General features: G+C 41.1%; 25 protein-coding genes. 3 read left to right on the top strand and 22 right to left on the bottom strand.

Annotation, left to right across the window (positions count from 1 at the left end; translation table 11 throughout):
• The 3 genes from NYF15_RS03880 (at position 1) to NYF15_RS03890 (ending at position 2807) form a co-directional block, all read left to right on the top strand.
• Positions 1-297 (top strand): hypothetical protein, encoded by a 297-nt coding sequence (locus tag NYF15_RS03880; RefSeq protein WP_371352841.1) that lies wholly within the window; start codon positions 1-3, stop codon positions 295-297.
• An 80-nt stretch (positions 298-377) separates the two neighbouring features.
• Positions 378-1973, top strand: a complete 1596-nt coding sequence (locus tag NYF15_RS03885) for an AbgT family transporter (protein WP_130152315.1) — start codon at positions 378-380, stop codon at positions 1971-1973.
• Between the two features lie 315 nt (positions 1974-2288).
• Entirely contained in the window at positions 2289-2807 is a 519-nt protein-coding gene (locus NYF15_RS03890) for a protein tyrosine phosphatase family protein (protein WP_237119026.1), read from the top strand.
• A gap of 22 nt (positions 2808-2829) precedes the next feature.
• Here the strand turns inward: NYF15_RS03890 and NYF15_RS03895 are convergent, their stop codons facing one another.
• The 22 genes from NYF15_RS03895 to NYF15_RS04000 all read right to left on the bottom strand — a co-directional run bounded on the left by NYF15_RS03895 (position 2830) and on the right by NYF15_RS04000 (position 23211).
• Complete coding sequence (locus tag NYF15_RS03895; protein WP_371352842.1) at positions 2830-5076, bottom strand: DUF5916 domain-containing protein; 2247 nt, start codon at positions 5074-5076, stop codon at positions 2830-2832.
• Between the two features lie 203 nt (positions 5077-5279).
• The gene (locus tag NYF15_RS03900) at positions 5280-6581 is read right to left on the bottom strand and encodes a DEAD/DEAH box helicase (protein ID WP_371352843.1); all 1302 of its coding nucleotides are present in this window, start codon (positions 6579-6581) and stop codon (positions 5280-5282) included.
• A 67-nt stretch (positions 6582-6648) separates the two neighbouring features.
• Positions 6649-7080: an excinuclease ABC subunit A gene (locus NYF15_RS03905; protein WP_237119029.1), complete on the bottom strand. Its 432-nt coding sequence runs from the start codon at positions 7078-7080 to the stop codon at positions 6649-6651.
• A gap of 124 nt (positions 7081-7204) precedes the next feature.
• On the bottom strand, positions 7205-8431 hold the full coding sequence (locus NYF15_RS03910; RefSeq protein WP_237119030.1) for a beta-ketoacyl-ACP synthase: 1227 nt from the start codon (positions 8429-8431) through the stop codon (positions 7205-7207).
• Positions 8431-9156: a 3-oxoacyl-ACP reductase FabG gene (gene fabG / locus NYF15_RS03915; protein ID WP_130152321.1), complete on the bottom strand. Its 726-nt coding sequence runs from the start codon at positions 9154-9156 to the stop codon at positions 8431-8433. The genes NYF15_RS03910 and fabG overlap by 1 nt, the downstream gene beginning before the upstream one ends.
• Entirely contained in the window at positions 9156-9608 is a 453-nt protein-coding gene (locus tag NYF15_RS03920) for a hotdog family protein (protein ID WP_237119031.1), read from the bottom strand. Before NYF15_RS03920 ends, fabG begins: the two co-directional genes overlap by 1 nt.
• Positions 9595-10758 carry a beta-ketoacyl-ACP synthase gene (locus NYF15_RS03925; RefSeq protein ID WP_371352844.1) on the bottom strand — a complete coding sequence of 388 codons (1164 nt, stop codon included), beginning with the start codon at positions 10756-10758 and terminating at the stop codon, positions 9595-9597. The genes NYF15_RS03920 and NYF15_RS03925 overlap by 14 nt, the downstream gene beginning before the upstream one ends.
• A 2-nt stretch (positions 10759-10760) precedes the next feature.
• Positions 10761-11312: a DUF3261 domain-containing protein gene (locus NYF15_RS03930; protein WP_371352845.1), complete on the bottom strand. Its 552-nt coding sequence runs from the start codon at positions 11310-11312 to the stop codon at positions 10761-10763.
• Positions 11300-12541, bottom strand: coding sequence for an NAD(P)/FAD-dependent oxidoreductase (locus tag NYF15_RS03935; protein WP_371352846.1), 1242 nt, complete (start codon positions 12539-12541; stop codon positions 11300-11302). The genes NYF15_RS03930 and NYF15_RS03935 overlap by 13 nt, the downstream gene beginning before the upstream one ends.
• Positions 12542-12544: 3 nt before the next feature.
• Positions 12545-14764 (bottom strand): transporter, encoded by a 2220-nt coding sequence (locus NYF15_RS03940; protein ID WP_371352847.1) that lies wholly within the window; start codon positions 14762-14764, stop codon positions 12545-12547.
• The gene (locus tag NYF15_RS03945; protein WP_371352848.1) at positions 14761-15273 is read right to left on the bottom strand and encodes an outer-membrane lipoprotein carrier protein LolA; all 513 of its coding nucleotides are present in this window, start codon (positions 15271-15273) and stop codon (positions 14761-14763) included. Before NYF15_RS03945 ends, NYF15_RS03940 begins: the two co-directional genes overlap by 4 nt.
• A 5-nt stretch (positions 15274-15278) precedes the next feature.
• Positions 15279-15704 carry a thioesterase family protein gene (locus tag NYF15_RS03950; RefSeq protein WP_062567131.1) on the bottom strand — a complete coding sequence of 142 codons (426 nt, stop codon included), beginning with the start codon at positions 15702-15704 and terminating at the stop codon, positions 15279-15281.
• Positions 15697-17241: a histidine ammonia-lyase gene (hutH, locus tag NYF15_RS03955; RefSeq protein WP_371352849.1), complete on the bottom strand. Its 1545-nt coding sequence runs from the start codon at positions 17239-17241 to the stop codon at positions 15697-15699. Before hutH ends, NYF15_RS03950 begins: the two co-directional genes overlap by 8 nt.
• A gap of 1 nt (position 17242) precedes the next feature.
• A complete protein-coding gene (locus NYF15_RS03960; protein WP_371352850.1) occupies positions 17243-18211 on the bottom strand; it encodes an acyltransferase in 969 nt (322 codons plus the stop codon).
• Positions 18211-18948: a glycosyltransferase family 2 protein gene (locus NYF15_RS03965; RefSeq protein ID WP_371352851.1), complete on the bottom strand. Its 738-nt coding sequence runs from the start codon at positions 18946-18948 to the stop codon at positions 18211-18213. The genes NYF15_RS03960 and NYF15_RS03965 overlap by 1 nt, the downstream gene beginning before the upstream one ends.
• Before the next feature lie 3 nt (positions 18949-18951).
• A complete protein-coding gene (locus NYF15_RS03970) occupies positions 18952-19305 on the bottom strand; it encodes a thioester dehydrase (protein ID WP_130152331.1) in 354 nt (117 codons plus the stop codon).
• Complete coding sequence (locus NYF15_RS03975; RefSeq protein ID WP_341804667.1) at positions 19289-20647, bottom strand: class I adenylate-forming enzyme family protein; 1359 nt, start codon at positions 20645-20647, stop codon at positions 19289-19291. Before NYF15_RS03975 ends, NYF15_RS03970 begins: the two co-directional genes overlap by 17 nt.
• A complete protein-coding gene (locus tag NYF15_RS03980) occupies positions 20637-21200 on the bottom strand; it encodes a septation protein IspZ (RefSeq protein WP_130152333.1) in 564 nt (187 codons plus the stop codon). The genes NYF15_RS03975 and NYF15_RS03980 overlap by 11 nt, the downstream gene beginning before the upstream one ends.
• Before the next feature lie 9 nt (positions 21201-21209).
• On the bottom strand, positions 21210-21455 hold the full coding sequence (locus NYF15_RS03985; protein WP_130152334.1) for an acyl carrier protein: 246 nt from the start codon (positions 21453-21455) through the stop codon (positions 21210-21212).
• A gap of 25 nt (positions 21456-21480) precedes the next feature.
• On the bottom strand, positions 21481-21738 hold the full coding sequence (locus tag NYF15_RS03990; protein ID WP_062567139.1) for a phosphopantetheine-binding protein: 258 nt from the start codon (positions 21736-21738) through the stop codon (positions 21481-21483).
• Positions 21735-22511, bottom strand: a complete 777-nt coding sequence (locus NYF15_RS03995; protein WP_371352852.1) for a lysophospholipid acyltransferase family protein — start codon at positions 22509-22511, stop codon at positions 21735-21737. The genes NYF15_RS03990 and NYF15_RS03995 overlap by 4 nt, the downstream gene beginning before the upstream one ends.
• Complete coding sequence (locus tag NYF15_RS04000; protein ID WP_371352853.1) at positions 22501-23211, bottom strand: beta-ketoacyl synthase chain length factor; 711 nt, start codon at positions 23209-23211, stop codon at positions 22501-22503. Before NYF15_RS04000 ends, NYF15_RS03995 begins: the two co-directional genes overlap by 11 nt.
• Positions 23212-23282: the final 71 nt, after the last annotated feature.

Below are 23282 nucleotides of genomic sequence, written 5' to 3' on the forward strand. Positions count from 1 at the left end.
ATGAAACGACGGGTAAAAGCTGAGTCAAAACAACAGGCTGTATTTATCAATGAGGTTATTAATGAACTTAAATCTAACCCAGATAAGTTAGATATCATACGCGAAAACCTTAGCTACTATCGTGAGCAACAGTTTCTTAAGCGTGGTTTTCTGCTGGCAATTGAGCGCTTTGATTGGGTGTTTGAAGCAAGCAATGATGTAGAGCAAATTTGCGCGCAAATTCTAGCTGATGATTATATTGGTAAACGTTTGCGCCGCTACCCCTTGCTATACAAGGGTGTCATTGAGCGTACCTAGAACGATTCCCACCGCTAAAACATGATCTGTCCGGCAAAAAATGCTAGGTTAGCGCCATTTTGAAAATACGAGAACTGGATATGTCAAAAACAATAAACTCTCACAACACCCATGAGGGTGGCAATAATGGGTTATTTAACCGATTTTTAGCCACCGTTGAATTTCTGGGTAATATGTTACCCCACCCTATTACATTATTTGCAATGTTCTGTGTTGCGATCATCGTATTCAGTGGTATTGCCGATTGGTATGGTTTAAGTGCCATCGACCCACGCCCTGAAGGTGCTGCAGGTCGCGACCCTGATGGTGTAATTGAAGTTGTCAGCTTACTCAGTGCCGAAGGCCTACAACGTATCGTTACAGGGCTTGTGACTAACTTTACCAGCTTTGCGCCACTTGGTACGGTACTGGTTGCTTTATTGGGCGTCAGTGTTGCAGAGCACTCAGGTTTACTCTCTGCAGCTATGCGTGGCATGGTAATGGGTGCATCTAAACGCCTAGTTACCTTTATGGTGGTGTTTGCTGCGATTTTATCAAATACGGCATCAGAGCTTGGTTACGTAGTACTTATTCCACTCGCTGCAATGATCTTCCACAGCCTTGGTCGTCATCCGCTTGCGGGTCTTGCTGCCGCATTTGCGGGTGTTTCGGGTGGTTACAGTGCCAACTTATTATTAGGCACCATTGACCCTTTACTAGCCGGTATCACAACGCCTGCAGCACAAATGATTGATCCGAACTACCAAGTTGGCGCTGAAGCAAACTGGTATTTCATGATGATTTCAGTATTTTTAATCGCTATTTTGGGTACTCTCGTTACTGAGAAAATTGTTGAGCCGCGGCTTGGCAAATACAACCCAGAAGAAGCTAGTAATGATTTACCAAAAAACGACATTGCCGGTTTAACCGATAAAGAAAAGTCAGGCCTAAAGTGGGCTGGTGTTTCATTGTTAGTGGTTTCATTATTACTTGCATGGACAATTGTTCCTGACGACGGCATTTTACGTAACCCAGAAACAGGCCTTGTAGCACACTCGCCATTTTTAAAAGGCATTGTAGTATTTATCTTTGTGACTTTCGGTATCCCAGGGTTTGTTTACGGCCGCGTTGTTGGCACCATGAAAAACGATAAAGATGTCATCGATGCCATGAGTAAAAGCATGAGCTCGATGGGGATGTACATTGTGCTGGTTTTCTTTGCAGCACAGTTCGTTGCCTTCTTTAAATGGACCAACTTAGGCACAATTTTAGCCATTAACGGCGCTGCTCTATTACAAGCGCTAAACCTAACTGGTCCTGAGGTTTTCGTGCTATTCATTTTAATGTGTGCGCTAGTAAACTTAAGCTTGGGCTCTTCATCAGCACAATGGGCTGTCACTGCACCAATCTTCGTACCAATGTTAATGCTTATAGGCTATGCGCCAGAGACTATTCAAGCAGCGTATCGAATTGGTGACTCGGTAACAAACCTTATTACTCCAATGATGAGTTACTTTGGCTTAATACTAGCTGTTGCAACTAAGTATAAGAAAGATATGGGGATTGGTACACTGGTTGCGACCATGCTTCCTTACAGCATGATCTTCTTTGTGGGTTGGGTCGCGTTATTCTACTTGTGGGTGTTTGTACTGGGATTACCAGTGGGCCCTGAATCACCGATTTATTATCAGCCTTAATTAGCACCTCTTCTGAAGAAAAAGCCAAGCACTCGCTTGGCTTTTTTGCCTGTGTAATTACCCTTGTGGTACTCAGCTTTATAGTAAAAATCAGATAGTAGCTTCGAAAACCCAGTTTGACTTTAATCAAATTTAAGCCCATTTTTTAAACACAAGCTATGTAAACAGACTATGATGTCGTCACAGGGCAACGGGGTTCTGTGTTTACTGCATTGCAAGCAATGACAACATGGCCTGCGTATCAACACTTTGAAGAAACTATTAGCCGTGGTAAAACCGTCTACAGTAAAAATTAAATACATTTGAAGGAAAAATATGAACAAGTTAATACAATTAGTATTTACCGCTTTGCTGTCATTTTCTGTGCTGGCTACACAAACAGTCACCACAGAGTTGGATATTTTAAACCTGAAAGCTCAGTCTGAATATGTATTGACCTCAGGTCAGCCAAATCAAACTGATTTTGCAAAGTTAAAAGAGCTGGGGGTTGAAAACATCATTAACCTACGTGGAGATAATGAAACTAATTGGTCTGAGCAGGATTTAGTGACTGAGCTTGGCATGAATTATTACCATATTCCTGTGCAATCGAAAGCTGATATTACGATTGAAAATGCCACTAAGCTACAAAACTTGCTCAATGAACATCAACAGCAAACAACCTTGCTTCATTGTGCTAGCAGCAACCGTGTTGGTGCACTTGTTGCGCTTTACAATGCTATTACCTTGAAAAAGCCAATTGATGAAGCTGTCGAGATTGGAAAGCAATGGGGCTTAAAAAGCCTTGAAGGGGTTGTACGAAGTAAAGTAAACGAAGAAATTGGTCAGCCCTAAGCTGACCAACTTTTAAATGAAACTAAAGCTGCCACGCATAACTTAACTTTGTAAAAAAGGTTCGTTGGTCTCTTTCTAGTCCTTTAAGAGAGTCATCCTCATACCCTCTATCTGAGTAACCTAAGTAAAATAAAGTTTGGGCATTAATTTTGTAGGAATAGACCAGTTGACTACCATAGTCACGATTCGTTTGGCTTACATCATAAAGATAAGCTTCATGATTTCGATCGACATCTTCAAATTGTAAAACGAGTTTCAACATCGAGCGCATATTAAATTTATAATAAACTCGCAGATCCGTTAAGTTAGCGGTATAAACACGGTCGTTTTGTTCGTTATCTAAATAACTGTAACTGTGCTCTAATTGAACCTGCCAATGGTCGTTAATGTCCCATGTCATTTCTGGTTCAATTCGTACCATGGTGCCAAGGGCAGCATTGCTATAATCTATTTTGCTACCATATTGTGCATACAATAAGAAACGCACGTCACGAATAGGCCTAAAACCACCGTAGATATAGCCAATATTTTGATTAAAGAACTCACCAGCATAAAACTCATTACGGTGAATAAAACCAACTTCTGTTTGTGACTGCATTTTGCCTTTAAAAGTAATAAAGCCATCGTACTCTTCTTCGAGTAAATCACCATTTTGCGCCCACGTTTTATCCCACTCAGCATTATAACTGTACTCAGTAATTACATCCTCAGCGTCACGATACCAAGTTTGACCTCCACCAAGTTGAACTTGCTCATAGTCAGCCTTTGCCTGATAACCTAAGTCAGAGCGATAGTCTTTGCCTATATTTTCATAGTTTGCGTAAAGCTCGTAGTCACGTTTATTGCGGCTAAACTCAATATTGTAGGCTTCGTCTGATTGATTTTTTTCAAGACCATACACATCAACTAAATAATCAGAGTTTTTCGTGTCTGTTGTTACAGCTTGGTATTGAAGACTATCGGTTTGATTAAACCAATAGCTACCATCAAGGGATAAAACCGTGTTGTGATAATCACCACTTTCACGGTGTGTTGTCATAACCCCAATCGTCCCCTTTTGGCCTATATCAAGTTGATAACGTCCTACAGCTGAATGTGTTTTATCACCAAGATTGGCAAAACCAGAGCCTTGGTTAGTCGGTAGCAAAACGCTGGTATTTTCATCATCCGCATACATAAAGCCATAGCTATGCGTCCCTGTTTTACCTGTTAACTTAACACCGACTTCTGGCTCTGCAATGGTACGTGTATACAGTAATTCAAGTTGGTTAGTGTCAAAGTAAGACGCACCATCTAAGAAGAATGGACGTTTTTCGGCGTAGTAAATTGAATAAGTGGTATTCACATCAAGCTCAAGTGAGTCAGCCTCAACTTGCGAAAAATCAGGATTAATTGTAGCGTTAATGACCGCATCTTGAGTCACCCCCCAACGCAAATCAAGGCCAGCCTCAGTGTCGATATCTCCATTTTGCCAATCTCCTGGCACAGTGTCTTTTGTATCATGGCGAAGTGCTGTTAATGTCGGTGTGAGCTGAATATTTTTACTCTCACTCATATTCCTAAAACCAGTTAATTTATCAAATTGACAAAAACTGCACTTAACATCACGGTCAAAACCGACATTCGACATTTGATAAAATACGTCTCGCGGGTAGTTACGCCAAACAGCAAAGCTCCATGTTAATTGCTCTTGGTTTTTAGGAAAACGTAATGCAGTAAAAGGGATCCGCATTTCCACCACATAACCGTCTTCAGTGATCTGCCCTGCACTATCCCAAATTGCATCCCATGAAGGGTCTTCAACCCAATCATCAATGTCTGTCATACGCATATCCCCTTGAGCACCAAGCGGATTTACATAAAATTCATACCCTGTACGCTCGTCGTTAAAGGTATCGATCATTAAGGCGACATTATCATCTTGCCACAACGTATCACGGTCCCGAAGTGCTGCACGAATTTGACTCGGATCATTATCTTTGGCAACAAATCCAACATACAAATACTTACCATCTTCATACATATAAGCATCAGTTTGTACAGGTGGCTCACCTTTTTCATTGGGTTCGTTTTGATATTTAAGAGGTACCTGGGTTGCGTGCTGCCAATGTGCTTCGTCCATGACACCGTCAACACGAATAGACTCATTGATATGAGCTAATGAAAATTCGACTTTATCATAAGCAACAGCTTTGAGGGGTACATGTGCAAGGCTAAAAAAAATGCCAGGTAAAATAGCACGGGTAATTATTTTTCTTACGTACTGCATAAACATCCATTTAAATACAAGCGTGACCTTCACGCCATTTAATTTTATCGAAAAGCGATTGTAATTCAACGAGGTAGACTTGTTAATAATTTTGTCGATAAAAATTAACAAATACGCAATTTGTATTAGTTTTGAGCAGATAACAAAAAGCCCCGTAGCGTATTCGCGACAGGGCTTTTTAAAATTAACGAAAATTCAATTAGTTATTTTTTTAAGCTTAGTTTTCCGCCTTTTAACGACTTACGTACCTTGGCAATCCGCGAGCGATTCTTAGCACGTGCTTCGCCTGTCGCCTGACCAGACGCCTTGTTTGTACGGCTGCGGCGTAAATGCGATGGCTTTTTACCAATTTTATCAATCAGTACATCACGACTACTGACTTCATAGCCAGGCAACACAATACGTTTAATACGCTGGCCGATTAACTTTTCGATATCGAATAGGGTATTTTCTTCTTCGCGGCTAACGAATGAGATAGCTTGTCCTGGTTTACCAGCACGGCCAGTACGACCGATACGGTGTACATAATCTTCAGCAAGCCAAGGCAGGTCAATATTAATAACACGTGGTAAGCCTTCTATATCAATACCGCGGGCTGCCACCTCTGTTGCAACTAATACGCGAACTTTACCTTCTTTGAACTCACGTAATGCACGACGGCGATTGCCTTGGGTTTTGTCACCATGACATACAACTGCAGGAATACCATCAAGGTTTAGCTCTTCAACAAGCTCATCAGCGGTTTCTTTCATGTTTACGAAAACCAAAACCTGTTGCCAATTTTTCTTACCAATAAGCTCAGACAACAACTCTTGTTTACGACGCTCTTCAACCGGATAAACCACGTGCTGAACGGTTTCGGCAGTACTATTAGTTTGGTCAACGCGGATGATTTCAGGTTGTTTAAGTATTTTACTTGCGAACTGCTTAATTGCGGCAGGGAACGTCGCCGAGAACAGTAAAATCTGACGAGCTTCATCACAGCCATTAATGACTGTTTGCATGTCATTAATAAAGCCCATATCAAGCATGCGATCAGCTTCATCAAGCACAAGGTGTTTAACACTTGCTAAGCTGATATTACCTAAACGTAGTTGATCTAATAAGCGCCCTGGTGTCGCTACGACAATATCAACACCTGCTTTAAGATCATTTGCTTGGCCGGCTAGGTTAACTCCACCAAATAAACTCACTGTTTTTAACTCCGTGTATTTTGCAAATGCTTTAAAGTTATTGGCAATTTGCTCTGCAAGTTCACGAGTTGGCGCAAGCACTAAGGCACTCGGTGCATTATTATCACTCAGTGTGGTCTCTGACAGCTTTTGAATAAGAGGCAGTGCAAAAGCAGCTGTTTTACCCGTACCAGTTTGCGCACTGACAAGTACATCTTTGCCTTTTCTTATTGCAGGAATAGCACTACGTTGTACGGGAGTAAGCGTTTGGAAATTAAGTTCTTCTAACGCCTGAAGAATCTCAGAAGAAAAACTAAATGATTTAAAATTCATGCTGTATAACCTGCGGCCATCTTATCAAGGGTCGCAAATTATACAGAAAAAAAATGGTTTTAGTTAGTTATAACTTAACTAAAGTGCCTTTTAATGCTACGCCAGCGATAAAAGTACCCGCACCACACTGATATTCAGTCTCACTCACAAACTCGCGCTTTTTATAATAAGATTGAATATTCACGACTGCATTCATGCCTTCACGTTTAGCACGCTCTTGTAGAGCCTTAAGCGCACTTAACATTACCCACTCACATGCTTCGCGGTCACTTTTGTTAAACGCATTGGTTTTTTTATTTGTTATCACTTCACCATAACTGCTTTTGATTTTGCTATGACTTTGACTGGCAAAATAAAGAGGAATATCAAGCAGCGCATTTTTTGCTTTCGTTGTTTGCAATAAAGCTTCAACTGGTAGCGTTTGCAGATCATCCCGCGCAGCGCTATTAGCAGAAAATAAACAACCGATAAGAGCAAAAGTGGTAATAATTAATTTCATTTAAAGTTCCTTTTGTGTCGTTTCCATGCAAGCTTTAGTGAAATAGAGTTGTTGTTATTCTGTTTTACTAAGACTTGCATATGGTTCGATGTTGTTGATAAATCTCATTTAACATTGCAGTAGGTTATGCCTGCCACTTCTTAAAAATCAGCGAAGTATTAATGCCACCAAATGCAAAATTGTTACTCATTATGTAATTAGTTTGTATGTCTCGGCCACAACCTTTTATGTAATCAAGGTCTGCACATTGGCTATCAACCTGACTCAAATTGATAGTCGGTGCAAACCAACCATCATTCATCATATTAATACTTGCCCACGCTTCAATCGCACCACAGGCACCTAATGTATGTCCTAAGTAGCTTTTTAGTGAACTAATCGGCTTTTTACCAAGCGCATTATAAGTTGCATGAGACTCAGCAATATCGCCTTTGTCTGTTGATGTACCATGGGCATTGATATAACCAATATCATCTGCGGTAAGATTGGCATCGGTCATTGCCATATCAATGGCCACTTGCATTGTATCAGCAGTCGGTTGGGTTACATGCTGACCATCTGAATTACAACCAAAACCAACTAGTTCAGCGTAAATAGCTGCGCCACGAGCAATTGCGTGTTCATATTCTTCTAAAATTAATGTCCCTGCCCCTTCACCAATCACAAGACCATCTCTATCTTGATCAAAAGGACGGGGGGTTGTTTTCGCGGCATCATTTTTAGTACTGGTGGCATATAGTGTATCAAATACAGCCGCTTCGGTAATACATAGCTCTTCAGCACCACCAGCAACCATCACTTTTTGACGTCCATATTTAATTGCTTCATACGCATAACCAATGCCTTGTGAACCTGATGTACACGCTGAGCTCGTTGTAATAACACGCCCTTTTAAGCCAAAAAACACGCCCACATTAACCGGTGCAGTATGTGCCATCATTTGAATATAACTCGTTGCTGTCACCCCCGTCATTTCACCTGTTCGCATCATGTTTGCAAAAGCAAGTAGCGGCGGTGTTGACCCCGTTGATGAGCCAAAAGCGATACCCGTAGAACCGTCGGTTAAACTTGGGTGCTCTAAAAGTCCAGCCTGTTCAAGTGCAAGCTCAGTGGTGCGCGTAGACATCATGGCAACGCGGCCCATTGAGCGTACTTGCTTACGCTTATAATGACTAGGCTTTGTAAAGTGCGTTACAGGCGCAGCTAAACGTGTATTTAAATCAGCAGCACAATCCCATTGCGACATGTATTGAACTGCGTTCTCACCTTTTTTAAGCGCACCTTTAAACTCACCCCAAGTATCACCGAGTGCAGTAATTGCGGACATACCTGTAACAACAACGCGCTTCATTACACCATTCCACCGTTAACTGAAATAACTTGTCGAGTAATATACGCAGCATCCTCAGAGCATAAAAAAGAAACAGTGCCGGCCACTTCGCTCACCGCTCCCATACGCTTCAATGGAATCATTTTTAGCATTTCATCGACAGGTAAATCATCTGTCATTGCCGTTTCGATTAAACCAGGAGCCACACAATTGACGGTAATTTTACGCTTAGCAAGCTCTAGCGATAATGCTTTTGTGGCACCAATAATACCCGCTTTCGCCGCGCTATAGTTAACCTGACCACGGTTACCAGCAATCCCCGATACAGATGCCATAGTAACAATACGTCCCCCCTTGCGTGTTTGCACCATAGGCATCACGGTTGGATGAACCACATTGTAAAAACCATCAAGCCCTGTGCGAATCACTTTATCCCAATCATCGCCCTGCATCGCTGGAAATGCCATATCATTGGTTATCCCAGCATTACAGATCACACCGTAATAGGCACCATGCTCAGCTATATCTGACTCTATTTGTTCTTTTGCCAATGCTCTGTCACATACATCAAACTGTAATAAACTGGCATGCCGACCCAATGCGATAATCTCTTCGCACGTTTGTTTAGCTTCAGCCAAACCGCTTCGGCAATGTACGGCTATATCAAAGCCGTCGCCTGCTAATCGTAATGCGATTGCTTTACCAATACCACGGCTAGAGCCTGTCACTAAAATACGTTTTGTCATTAACTTTCTCTTATAAACTGCATTGGATCTTGTGGCTGAAACACATTGATTTTTGCTTCGGCTAATAGCGTTTCGTCGTGGTGAATTTGACACTCAAAGACGCTTAATCCTGACTCTTCTTGATACAACTTTGTAACCGTCACCTTAAGCGTTTGCCCTTTTGCAAAGACCGGTGCATAGGTTTTGTATTTACGCGTACCTATTAGAAAACCTATTTGTACATCGTTCCCTTTATCTTTTGCCAGAGCACCCGCATATGCGGCAATGGTTTGGGCCATATACTCACAGCCAATATAACTGGCAACCCCTTTTAAAGACGCATTGTAAAATGGACTCTGAGGACTAATATCCACCTCACAACAAGCACTCTCGTCAGTATAATTGGCAAGACGATTGAGCAAAATCATAGGCGCACTATGAGGTACAACCTGCTCAATTTTATAATTCTTCATTCAGATGTCCTAGTACTACACTGACATTATTGCCACCAAAGGCAAATGAATTTGATAAACAATGGCTAACCTTTACGTGTGTAGGCTGAGTTATCAGGCCAATATCGGCTAGTGTTTCGTCAATTTCGATTTGATTAAACACCATACTCGTAAATTCAGGGTGCGCTAAGTACAACCAGCAAAGGCCTGCCTCTAGCGCACCGGCAGCACCTAATGTATGGCCCGTTAGATGTTTTGACGAACTAACCAGCGTATTGTTGCCAAACACATCATTGATTGCAAGTGACTCCATGGCATCATTTTGCGGTGTTGCAGTGCCATGAGCATTAATATATTGAATATCTGAGGGGGAAATACCCGCATCATTCAATGCTGCTTTCATTGCTGCTATGGCGCCTGACCCATCAGGGATAGGCGCTGAAATATGATGGGCATCAGAGCTCTCACCTCCCCCTAAAAAAGCAACACTGTGATCACTGAGTTTTTCTTTACTCATTACAAATAATGCCGCAGCTTCACCAATATTGATGCCTTTTCTATCCTTGCTAAATGGTTTACAGATGCCATCACTGATTGAAGACAGTGAATCAAAGCCATTAATAGTAAGCTGGCAAAGACTATCTACACCACCACATATCACCACATCAGCTAAATCTGCACTCAATAAAGCGCGAGCACTTATCATGGCTTTTGCGCTTGAACTACAAGCTGTAGAAATACTGTAATTTGGGCCTGATGCATTTAGTTTTTTTGCGATATAAGTGGCAGGTGCAACTAAGGCCTGATCATAATAATCAAATTGGCTTGGCCACTGCCCTTTTTCAGCATGTACTTTTCTGGCTCTTTCGCCTTCTTGTATAGCAGCTGTGCTGGTACCAATTACCACAGCAATACGTTCATTTGGGCACATGATTTTTGCTAAAGTACCGGATAACTGCTCAAGGGCTAAGTCAATTAACTTATAAAAACGCATCGATTCAGATAAAGCTATCTCATTGACTAACCCCACACAGGTAGGTCGCTTTTCAAATGCCAGTGAAGTAACTTCTGTTAGTGTTTGCTTAGGTTGAGCATACACACTTTGCATAGTTTGCTCTTGCCCTACGCCCATCGCGCTAACAATCCCTAAGTCATTTAGCCAAAATGGCATAATTAATTAACCCTTTGAAAAATTATTGAGTAGTCTCGCTCGTAGTTAACAAGCTTGGTTTGGCTGTCTAAAAATTGAATTTCGCTGATCAGCCGTTTTCCTTGGTAAAGGCGTCGTGTTGCCCCTTGCTCATCAATTACTAGGCCATAAAGCTGTGAATTAAGTACATCTATAGGCCAATGCACAAGCATGATGTCAGCTAAAATATAGCGTGGATCAACCGCACTAATCGGCAACATTTTTTCACTTTTGACCGCTCCTAATGGCGCTTTTTCGAGTTGAAAAATTGGCATCCCTTGCACCGTCATTACAACTAAGTTTATACCCGTTTCACTGCTCAAATTTAACTGTGCTAACAAGGTATGCTGCTCTGCATCATGGGTTACTTGAAGCACTTGCTGCCAATTATCAAGGTCTAACGAAACAGGCGGATCCGATAAATAAATACCAGCATTTGGTGCAAGATCAAGCCCTGTTTTAACTGCATACTCACTGGCACAGCTAACTAAAAGTAAGCTACAAATTACAATTACATAACGCATTATTGCTGACATAACTCGACCAAGGTGTTTAAACGTTTATCGCTTTGTTTAACAAATGGATTATCAAGATCCCACGCATAACCTGCTAGAATAGCACTGATCATTTCACGTATTTGTTGATTTTTTTCACTATAAAAAATGACATCCTGAAATGAACCATCATACCAAGCACTCACATAGGTTCTAAAGCAATTGACGCCTTGTTGTAAAGGGGTGCTGTACTGCTTTTCAAAATCAACTTTTTCACCCCGCAAATAGCTATCAACCAAAGGAGCCACCAACGAGGCTGATTTTAAAGCGATAGTGACACCAGATGAAAAAACAGGATCTAAAAACTCCCCCGCGTTCCCCAGTAACGCAAAATGCTCACCATATAAAGACGACACATTCGCTGAATAACCTTTAATGGCACGCGCCTCACCCTTTGCCACACGATTTGCTAGTAATTTGCTTAAGTAAGCATCTTGTTCAATAAACTGATTTAAGCAAGTTAATGGTTCTTGCGGCTCAAACTGATTCGGTTTGCCAACCACACCGATGCTTGCTGTGCCATCGCTAAATGGAATAAGCCAATACCAAATATCTTTAAATTCGGGGTGAATATTAATGAGTATTTTCTCGCGGTCAAACTGCTCGTCACGAATATTATCCTCAAAATGACTGAAAAAAGCCCAGCGCACCGGAAAGCTTGATGGTGTTTCTAAGTTAAGTAGTCTTGGTAACACTCGACCAAAGCCACTGGCATCGAGCACAAATCGGCCTTTAATTTGATACCTTTGCTGATTTTCATCAATAACGCTAAGTAGTGCACCATCTTCACAATCTGTGTAAGCTGATACGCTATGTTGGTAGCGAATTTCTGCCCCCTGTTGTATCGCACCATCGGCCAAGCATTTATCAAAATCAGCACGTTTAACTTGAAACGTTGTGCCTGGGCCTGCACTGAACTTTTCTGTAAAGTCGATATGTGTATGCTGGCCACGGCGCTGAAACGCCGCGCCGTTTTTAAACTGAAAACCTAAATCTTGAGCCTGCGACTGCACAGCCTCTTCAAGGTTTGCTTCAGCTAAAAAGCTCATGCATTGGGGTAACAAGCTTTCACCTATCGAAAAGCGAGGGAAAACTTGTTGCTCTAATACCACAACACGCCACCCTTTTTTAACCAATAAACTGGCTGCCACGGCTCCTGATGGGCCCGCACCAATGATAATCACATCTGCCTGTTGAATTTGCGTATTCACCTATTATTTTTCCTTATTATTAGGTAATGCAACACTAAGTGGTGCGAGTATATAAATACACATTAGCCCCACTAAAACCGTTAAACCAAAGCTAAAAATGGCTGGTGTTTTTGACACTGCGAGCATACCAAATACCCACATTGATGATGCTGCTGACAAACTAATTGCCAAAACATTGCTCGGTACCAGTTTATTGATTTGATAAAATACGAGGTAATCAATTGCTAACGCTAAAATCAATAAACAGCCCAATAAGTTAAAAATCGATAATTGGCTTTGTATCAAACTGCACAACAATAATACTGCGGTTAAAGTTAAAGCGAGTATCAAGCCTTGTTTGCATGCAGTTTTAAACCCAAACTTAAAGGTAAATAACAAAACAGCGAAGGTCATAGCAATCAGTAATGTGACTAATAATGACTGTGAGTAATGACTCAGCCCATCAGTGATCAGCGCAACTTTATCATACACAATTAAATCGCTGTCGGCGGCTGCCCACTGCTTTAATTGCTGTTTTTCAACGCCAGTTACCATGAACCAACTGGCCACAAATGAGTTGTTTATAAACACTTGATTATGTATCAGTGGTGCTAGTGCTGAATCAAGTGCGGTCTCTAAAGTTAAGGTCGACTGGCTAAACTGCACTGGATTGGCGGTCATTTGGCTAACGATATTTATAGCAGCTTGATGGGTTAATAAATCCGCTTTATTCTCGCGTTGTCGATGAGTACTTGGTACAAGATCACTGAGCATCACAGCCTTGCCTTTATACTCATTAATTTTGCTTTTTAACGTTTCTTGCTTTTCTAAAAGTTGCTGTGCATTTTCAGCAAACAAAATCATTATCTGGCCATTGTCTTTTCCTAGCAACGCCATGTGCAGTGCTTCGTTATCCATCAATGCTTTTGGGCTTGCATTTAATAGTTTTACATCATCATTTACTACTGGAGGTTTAAGTAGTGTAAATACACTTAACAGCACTAATAGTCCTATTATTAGTGCTGTTTTATACTCGTTAACCTTCTGTAATTGCTTGCTAAGAGATAACGTAAGATGATTAGCACTTTGAATCACTGTTAACTTATTTTGCCAGTGGGGTAGTAAAAATCGCGTGCTAAACCATGCAGTTACAAGCCCTGCAACAACAAATACACCGACTTGAGTTAACAGCTGAACGGGCGAGAAAAATAAACTTGCATACCCCATCGTCGTAGTCAGTAAAGAGAGCGCTAACGCAAGCTTGAGTCCACGACTAAAACCGCTCTTATGCTGCGTTAAATCAAGCATGCCATGAAATGCATAATCAATAGCGATGCCAATCAGTGTGACCGCAAACACAAGCGTCAGTACATGGATCTGATTAAACAAGCTAACGAGCACTATCGAGCCACCAAGTGCAGCACTGACCACAGTCACCGAGGCAAGCCACAATGCATTTACTGATCTAAATACCCACACAACCATTATAAACAGTGCAACTAAGCTCAAGGAGCCAAATAAAGTCATTTCAAATTTTGCTTGTTTAGCATTTGCAGCGGTATGAAATAAAGCCCCTGAATAATGGACAGTTGTATTTGGGTACTGACTTTCTAATTGGGTGAGTTTAGTTAATATTTCATCATTTAAAGCGATTGCCTTATTAATCGAAAAGGCATTATTGGTGCTGTTAACAAACAAAAGTAAGTAATCTTCGCCTTGGTAGTTAGCAGTTATTCGGCCATCTTGTAATTCAAATTGTTGTATATTGGCTAAAACATGCCTCAAAAAACTTGCGGTACTAAGCGTAGGATCTTGATTGATGGTGCTAGATACGAAGGGATCAGCAATTTGGCTCAATTGCCCCAAATAGTACTGCTCGAAAACTTTAGGTTCACGTAGGCTTTGTTGGTACTCGGGTGCCAACAAGTAACCCGCGTATTGGCTATAAAAATCGGCAAGAGTCTCAATCTTCGGCAGTGTAAAGCGCGGTTGAATATTTTTGCCAGCTAACCAACTCAGCATTTCGTCATAAGCTTGGGTATTATTTTCACCGCTAAATGAAAAGCTCAGTTGTTGCTTGTTGGCTGAAAAAAAGTGCTCTTCTACCTGTTGTAACCTTGGCTCAGACTTGGGCAGCAAGGCTAAAATGTCATTATTTAAAGCCGGTTGTTTTACCACAAAAGCAACAACTAACATAACAGTGAGTAAAGTTAGCCAAGATAATGTAATTGCCCACGCTTTCACTTTTGCTGCTCATTTTCAGTATATGAGAAACGCAATAAGGTAAAATTCTCATTTGGCTCTTGTAAGCGCACGGTAGCCACCTTATTCGCATCAAAACAAAGTTCAAACTGGCTAAAAACTTGTTTTAGTAATGCTTGGTTAGGCAACAGGATTTCGCAATTAGGCTCAACGCTTTTATTTATTGTAAATTGCTCTGCTAACGCCGCTTTGTCGTGTCTTAAAATTGCTCGTAGCAGGCTCACATAGGGCTCAGCCCCTTTTTGTAATTGTTCGTTTCCTTGACTGTCAAGAGTATAAACTTGGCCCTGTTTAATAAATAAAGTGCTTTTTACCGGTGATTGCACTTGCCATGTTAAGCTCTCTTCATTAAGTTCAAAAATGCCTTTTGAAATAAAGGGCTTGCTAAAGCCCTTAAAGTGTTTTTCTTGGCTGAATGAGCCATGCTCTACCACATTCTTAGCAAGAGCCGGCGTTATAAAAAACATACTACATAGTAGAAAAATGCTCATTCGCATTAGATCACCTTTTGTAATTTCTCATGCAGTACAGGCGGTGATACAAATTGCATCTCTTTGTTTTCTATATCAACCGCCACCTGAATAGTCGTCGCTTTCGTCAACTTTTTGCCCGTCGCAACATCGCTGATAATATAATCAATACGCAATCGCGTTTCATATTCTTTCAAATATGCATCAATCCGTATCTTTTGCGTAAATAATGCAGAACCCACATATTTAATATGCATATCAATAATAGGCCACGCATAGCCAGACTCCTGCATTTGCCCGTAATCATAATCAAATAAACGCAGTAACTCGCAACGTGCCACCTCTAAATAACGTGGGTAATTACCATGCCATACCACGTTCATAGGATCACAATCATGAAAAGGGATTTCAATTTCTACATAAGTACTCAATAAAGAGCCACGACTATGCATATAAACTCCAACGTTTAGTTTGAATAGCATCAACGGTAAAACGTAACACCGCCTCAAGTGGGCGATCTTCATCAAGCTGTGGGAAAAACTCACTAATATCTTGATACATACTCTGCACTTCAGGGGTTAAACTTGCGTAGTCAAGCTCACCGTTATTAATACGCAAACGTAAACCTTGTATACAAGCTAACAGTGTACTGGCAACGACTTGCTCGGTTAACTGGAGCACACGTAAACAATCACGTGCCGCAATAGTTCCCATGCTTACTTTGTCTTGATTATGACATTCGGTTGAGCGCGAAAATACACTAGCAGGCATGGTCAACTTTAGTGCCTCAGCGGTATAGGCACTGGCACCAATTTGCACCGCTTTAAAACCGTGATTAATGTAACGACGTTCATCTGTGCTTGCTGACAAGTTTGAAGCTAAACCATTGTTATAACGAGTATCTACAAGTGAAGCGATTTGCCTGTCTGCTAAATCAGCTAAATTAGCCACCGCCGTTTTCATACTATCCATAACCATTGCAATGTGGCCACCATAGAAATGACCGCCATGCAATACGTGCTCACCTTCACCATCGATGATTGGGTTATCATTCGCCGAATTAAGCTCATTTTCAATCATTTGCCTAAACCAAGGGAGGCTATCTTGTAATACACCAATGACATGTGGCGCACAGCGGATTGAATATCTATCTTGTAAGCGGTCAGCATTACGTGGGTGCTCTACATGGTTTAAGTCACCACGGATCCACGCAGCCACTTGCTGTTGGCCTAGGTGAGGTTTTACCGAAAACAAAATATCATCAAAATGATGACTATTACCTTTTAAAGCAAGACTGGCAAGCGCTGTAATTCGGCTGGTTAATTTAGCAAGGTAGTCGGCTCTATCGAAAGCAAGGCATGCCAAAGCAGTCATTACGGCAGTACCATTCATCACCGCAAGCCCCTCTTTAGGGCGAAGCTTTAATGGCTTTAAGCCAAGTGATTGCATAACGGCTAAACTGTTTTTAATTTCGCCTTTGTAATACACATCACGCTCGCCAACCATAGCCCCCGCGACATACGAAAGCGGTGTGAGGTCACCACTGGCACCCACAGAACCTTCTTCGGGAATAACTGGCACGATATTGTGATTTAAAAAATCACGTAATAAATTAAGCATATCCCAGCTAACGCCTGAGTATCCTTGCGACAGTGAAGCTAGGCGAGTCGCTAAAATAGCGCGTCCTTGAGTTAAGTTAAATGTATTGCCCAGACCACAACCATGAAATCGAGTGAGGTGAAGAGGAAGTTCATTAACCAAATCAAGAGGTACTTTTACAGTCACCGAGTCACCATAACCTGTGGTGACACCATAAATTACGCCATCGTCTTCTAAGAGTTTATCTAAAAATGCTACGGCACTGTCGATTTTTTTGGCAAATTGGTGATCTGAGGTTAATGCAACAGCCCCTTTCTGCAAGGCAATATGAACAATATCTTCAATAGATAAACGTTGCTCACCAAATAATGTAGTCGTGTGCTCTGACACTTTAGTTCTCCTTGTTTTGGTCGCGAGACACTTGCTCGTCATTTTGCCAAAAATCATAAAAATTAAACCATTGATATGGATAGGCAGCCGCGTAATAGCTCAGCCTTTGTGCATAATCGCTCACAATTTTTTGTAATATTTGCTGCCTAGTTTTGCGTGGCAGCGTAAGTTTGTCTGCGTATTTTTCAAACACCACCCGATAAACCCTCTTTCCTTCTGCCGACTTATCTTTTAAACAGAATAAGTAAAAAACAGGGCAATCTAATAAGGCTGCTAATATAAAAGGGCCCTGTGAAAATGGCGCTGGTTTTCCTAAAAAGTCAGCCTCAACCACACGCCCAGCCGTTGTAGTACTGGTTCTATCTCCTACAATGACAACGATTTCGCCCTGCTCTACTTTATCTTTGAGCATAATCGCCATGTCTGGCCCAAGATCAGTGACTTGAATTAAGTTAATGCCTACATCAGGGTTTATGCTTTTGAGTAATTTATTAAATTCAACCGCATGATGAGTAAATACCAATACATTGATAACTTTACGATAGCGATGTTGACTAAGTGCACGACAAACTTCTAAATTACCCAAGTGTGAGCCAATAAAAATGGCCCCTTGCTGTTGCTCGTCAAGCTCTTTAAATAGTGCTTCATTTGTATAGATAATATCGCTTTGCTGAATACGACCAAGCCAAGCATCAATTTTATCAAACGCACTGTCAGCAAAAGCGCGAAAGTGGCGAAAACTGTCACGCCATGTAACCGCTTTATGGTTACCATTTACCTTACGTGCTTGAGTTAAAAATGCATAAGATGCTTCACGGGCTGTTTTTCCTGTTAAAAACAAATAAAACACGACTGGAAACAATACGAGCCATAAGCCTGAACGGCCAAAAACACGATAGCAAATTAATAAAATTTGCATGCCGAGCCAATTACCACGCTCTTGCATTTTAGACCAGTGCTTAACAGCCATCAGCCAACCACCTTACGCCAAAGTAACTTAGGTGAGCGCAGTAACATGCCAAAGAATAAACGCGTATGCAGCCAAGAAATACCCACATTATCATGTAAGGCTCGAAAGTGAGATACGCCATTTTCGGGGTAGATCACCTGGGTTGGCAAGAAAGTAACCTTCACACCTTGCCAATATAATCTAACTAAAATTTCGATATCAAAGTCCATGCGTTTGCCTAACGTCTGTTTAGACATTAATTCTTCAACAGCCGAAAGAGGATAAACGCGAAAGCCACACATCGAATCAACAATATCAAAGCTTAAAGTTTCAACCCACACCCAAAAATGAGTAATGTAGCGACTTAAATAACGGTGTTTTGGCACAGAGCTATCATAAATAGGACAACCACTGATCACATTCTTGGGAGCGCAGTGACTTAACTCAATTAACTTTGTAATATCATCGAGTGAATGCTGGCCATCGGCATCAACTTGAATCGCATGACTAAAGCCCTGCTTATGTGCATACATTAAACCGGTTTGAACAGCACCACCCTTACCTTGATTTTGAGCATGGGTGAGCAAAGTTAAAAAATCGTACTTGGCGTCAAGTGCTGAAAATACTTGTTTCGCACTTTCGTCACTGCCATCATCAACCATAATAATCGGCAGTTGTAATGCCTTTAACTCATCAAGTACCGCAGCGATAGCATGGATGTGATTGTAATTTGGAATAACAATACAAAACTGGTTCATTGTTTAATCACAAAATACGATTCGGCCAGATGCATGCTGACCTTTATCAGAGGAATAACTAAATAAGCATTTGCCTTTTGCATTGCGTTCTAAGCTTAAGTTAACCGTCATATCAGGCGTAGTAACCACTTGAAATTTCAATATTTCTAGGTCTTGCACTAAAGAACCAAAACCAAGGTATTGCTGCGCATATTTAACAGCCCAATCTAACTGTACGACCCCTGCTAAGATAGGCGCATCAGGAAAGTGTCCCCGAAAATAATCTAAATCAGCCGTAATCGTTAACGCTAAGCTGACGCTGTCTTTTGCTTGTGATAAAACGCTCACCTGTGGCGTAACATTATTCAGACTTGGCAAAGTACTGCTCCAATATTTTGATGCTTAATTTAGCTTGGCTGTTAAAAGGAAGCGCATCGATATAGCGCCATTTACGTGGCAGGCATATGCGTTCAAACCGATTAGATAAATAATTTTGTAAAGTACGGTTTATAATTAGTTTCCCTTGTTTAAGGCGTTCACTATTTCCATCATCTGTTAATACAACAACAGCACCTATTTGTACTCTTTTCGCAGGTAAGACGACAACTTTAGCCTCTTTCACCCAAGTATGACTTATTAAGTAATTTTCTAAGTCGTCTAAATTTAGGCGTTTTTCTTCAATTTTAATGGTTCTATCAATACGTCCTAATAATTTAAATTGGCCATTGCTGTGCACCTGTGCCCTGTCATCTAGCGCAAAGCCAGATTGCTCTAGAATATAAGAGTCGAGTATTAAACGACCTTCTTGATTAATTGATAAATAATTACCGCTAAAAGGCTGCCATGGAACCTCAACCGCTGCTTGAGTAACTTGCCTATAAGCAATGCCGCCCGTTTCTGTACTGCCAAAAACTTGTGTGACTGGACGAGCCAATTGATTGAAGAGCGTCTCTGCGTGCTGATTATTTAACGGACCACCCGATGAAAAAAGCCACTTTATGCGTGCTCGCTCAGGTATCAGTACATTGTCTAAGCATAAGCGTCCAAGCTGTGCGGGGCTCGAAATCAATACAGCTTGTTGGGTCTTTTTCAGCTTTTGCACTATGTGCTCTGGGTACTGGATTTGTGTACTATCAATAATGTGCCCTTTCGCCAAAGGCCAAAGTAACCTGAATAACAACCCATAAATATGCTGATGTGACACTGTTGCTAAAAATGTAAATTGCCCCTTTAAATCAAAGGCCATAGATAACACTGACAGTTCACGATTTAACACGCGCCATGGCTTTACAATCGGCTTGGATTGCCCAGAGGAACCTGAGGTATAAAAAATCACCGCAGTGTTTGTAGGCCACTGGAGCTGAGTTAACGGTGTAGGCGCACAAGATGCTTGCTGCTCAAGGTTCGTAATAGAAAACTGCGTATCTAAATCTGCAGTATCTCCTGCAAATACAGGGGCTTGAGCCAACAACAAGCGTAATGTTTCAGGTTGTCCATTGGGCGGTAAAATGACATTATGCCCAGCACAAGCAAGTGCAAACAACCGAACAGCAAATTGATAAGTATCAGGGTGAAATAAAACAACATGACATGGGCTTTTTAACGTATGTAATTTCGCTTTAAAGGCCGCTATGTCAGCAAAAAATTGCTGGTGGTTAACGATTTTATCTGAGACAACAAAAGCACCGTTTGGGTGAAATTGTAAGTTATTAGCCAACATTATTTTTTACCTTTTGTCGGATCAACCACTCAACTAGCATTAAACCAGCGATAAGTATGTATGCGATTAAACCATTGTAAAGCGTCCACACTGATAACGAGGTGAATAGACATGTATATAAAGCCACTGAGGCGTTAAGCAGGAAAAATACACTCCATACTTTCGTCACTTGACGCGTGTAACGTACACCGTTTTCATCGAGCTCACCTTCCTTTAACCGCGCTAAACTCTCAATGACTGGAGGCCCCTTTTTTAGCGAATATAAAAAAGTAGCTGCCATGACGCTGTTAATAATCACAGGATAAAGCTTTAATCCTAATTCGCTATTAAAAACCTGTGTTACCACTAACGCCACAATTGCTAGTAAAGAGGCTGGTTTTATCCATGGCATTTTATTCGCTAAGCGCTTGCTAAGTATCAATCGTAAAATTAATAAAGCAATCAGTACTAGACTAACCTGCTTAATTGAACTGTGCTGCAAACCAAAATACACAATGAATGGGTATAAAGATAAGCCGATGATAATTAACGTAGTGGTAATTGCTTTAAGCATGTTGCTAAATTAAGAAACTAGTTTTTCTACTTCGCTAACAACATCTTGCACTGTGCGTACTTGCTTAAACGCATCCGGCTCAATTTTTTTACCCGTAATTTCGCGTAATTTAACGACCAAATCAACAGCATCAATACTATCAAGGTCAAGATCTTGATATAAATTTGCATCAAGGCTGATGTCATCAGCATCGATTTCAAACTCATCAACTAAAATGCCCTGTAAAACGGTGTAAATTTCGGCAGCGGTTTTCATGCTTTTTCCTACTTCTAAGTCTATATTACGATTTGTTTTGATTAATAAAATCAGCAAGTGCATCTACTGAAGCAAAATGCGCTTTTGTTTGTTCTGAGTTCGCGTCAATTTTCACATTAAACTCTTTCTTGATGGCCAAACCTAGTTCAAGCGCATCAATACTATCCAGCCCTAAGCCATCAACGAATAACGGTTGGTCATTCTCGATATCATCAATGCTAATGTCTTCAAGGTCTAAGCTGCTAATGATTAATTGTTTTATTTGATTCTTTAGTTCAGTCATAGTTGCCTGAGTTCCTCTGTAAAATAATGCTGTAAATCACGGGTTAATTGTCGCGCTTGCATTGCAGGTTGCTCACCTTTAAATGAGCCTGTGTATGTAAATTGTTGATTAGCAAAACGCATCATAAAATGTGCTTTCGTGGGAGCGACTTTATACCAAGGTGTGTCTTTAGTTAGTGTACTTGGTTTCATGCTAATCATTACCGTCGTTATGGGTGCTCGACAACGCGTTGCAATATTTGCCGCACCGCGTTTGAATTTTAGAGGTTCGTTAGGCGTTGTTCTCGTTCCTTCAGGAAAAATAATTAAATTATGACCTGATGAGAGTGACGCCGCACATTCCTCTAATAACTCTTGTGGATCTTCGTTACTAATATAACCCGTTCCCTTTATAACTCCACGCATAAACGGGTTTTTAAATAAATGTGCTTTAACGACACAATCTGCATTTTTAATGACTGATATGAGCACTACGACATCAATCAAAGATGGATGATTAGCCAACACGAGTTGACCTTTAAGTTGTTTAAAACGCGCCCTATCATGCACAGAAAAATGAATAGCGCCTGTGTAGTGCATTAAAGCAACAAAAAACTTAAATGTGTAATGCACTGTGATACGTGCTTTTTGCTTTTGTTTAAGGGCCGAGGGCTCAATACAACGCTGCAACGGAAATACCAGCAAAGTTAAAACAATGCCACCAATACCGAAAATAGTAAAACAAAGCCCTGTTGCAAAGATACGCCACGCTTTGCCCAGTGAGTTAATGAGCATGGTATTGAAGCATCCAAGCCGACTGTTGATGTACAAGCACTGTTTTCGGTTCCTTGCGAATAAACGCATCTGCAAGTTGTACGCTCAATGGTAAACAATCACTCAAAGGAGACACATCATGATTTGATAACTTGTTTAGTTCAAAATATGCATCGTTACCAAGTTGTGTTGAAAGCATAAACGACACACTATGATCAATCTGCAACTCATCTGCAAAGCAAAGGTATTCCTCAGGTAGCACACTGTCTGTATGGTTGATTAGAATTTGACTTTCAAGACCTGATTTGACGCGGGCATAGCCATCTGTGATTGCATCAATGATACTCTCTGCACCGCCGGCAATAGCATTCATTGCTGCTCTGTTTTGACCCGTTATCGAGAAAATCCCCGTCGTCGCATTATGCACACTTAACCCGAACGCAGTCGGAGATAAAGGCGCTTGTTCAACAAGGGTGTTAAGTAACTTAGCTGTTTTAGGCAAGTCACCATGACGTGATGAAAAATTTACAGCAACCTGGGAATGTTCAGCTTGTGCACTACGTAGGGTATGCAATGCCATTTTCATGTAAGGGCTTAACCTACGGCGTTGCATGGCAGGGATCCAGCTTAAATCAAGTTCGCTGGAGCTTGGTACTAATCGTTCAGGTATTTGTTGCCCGGGTGCAACCCATAAACACACATTATTAACAACAAATTTCACAAACGTTTATTCTTTTAGCGCTAATCGATTGCTAATTTTACCCATTGTCCACAAAAAAGTAAAACTTTGAC

Origin of the sequence: Pseudoalteromonas sp. 68 DY56-GL68 (genome assembly GCF_041414825.1) — a bacterium.
GTDB lineage: Bacteria > Pseudomonadota > Gammaproteobacteria > Enterobacterales > Alteromonadaceae > Pseudoalteromonas.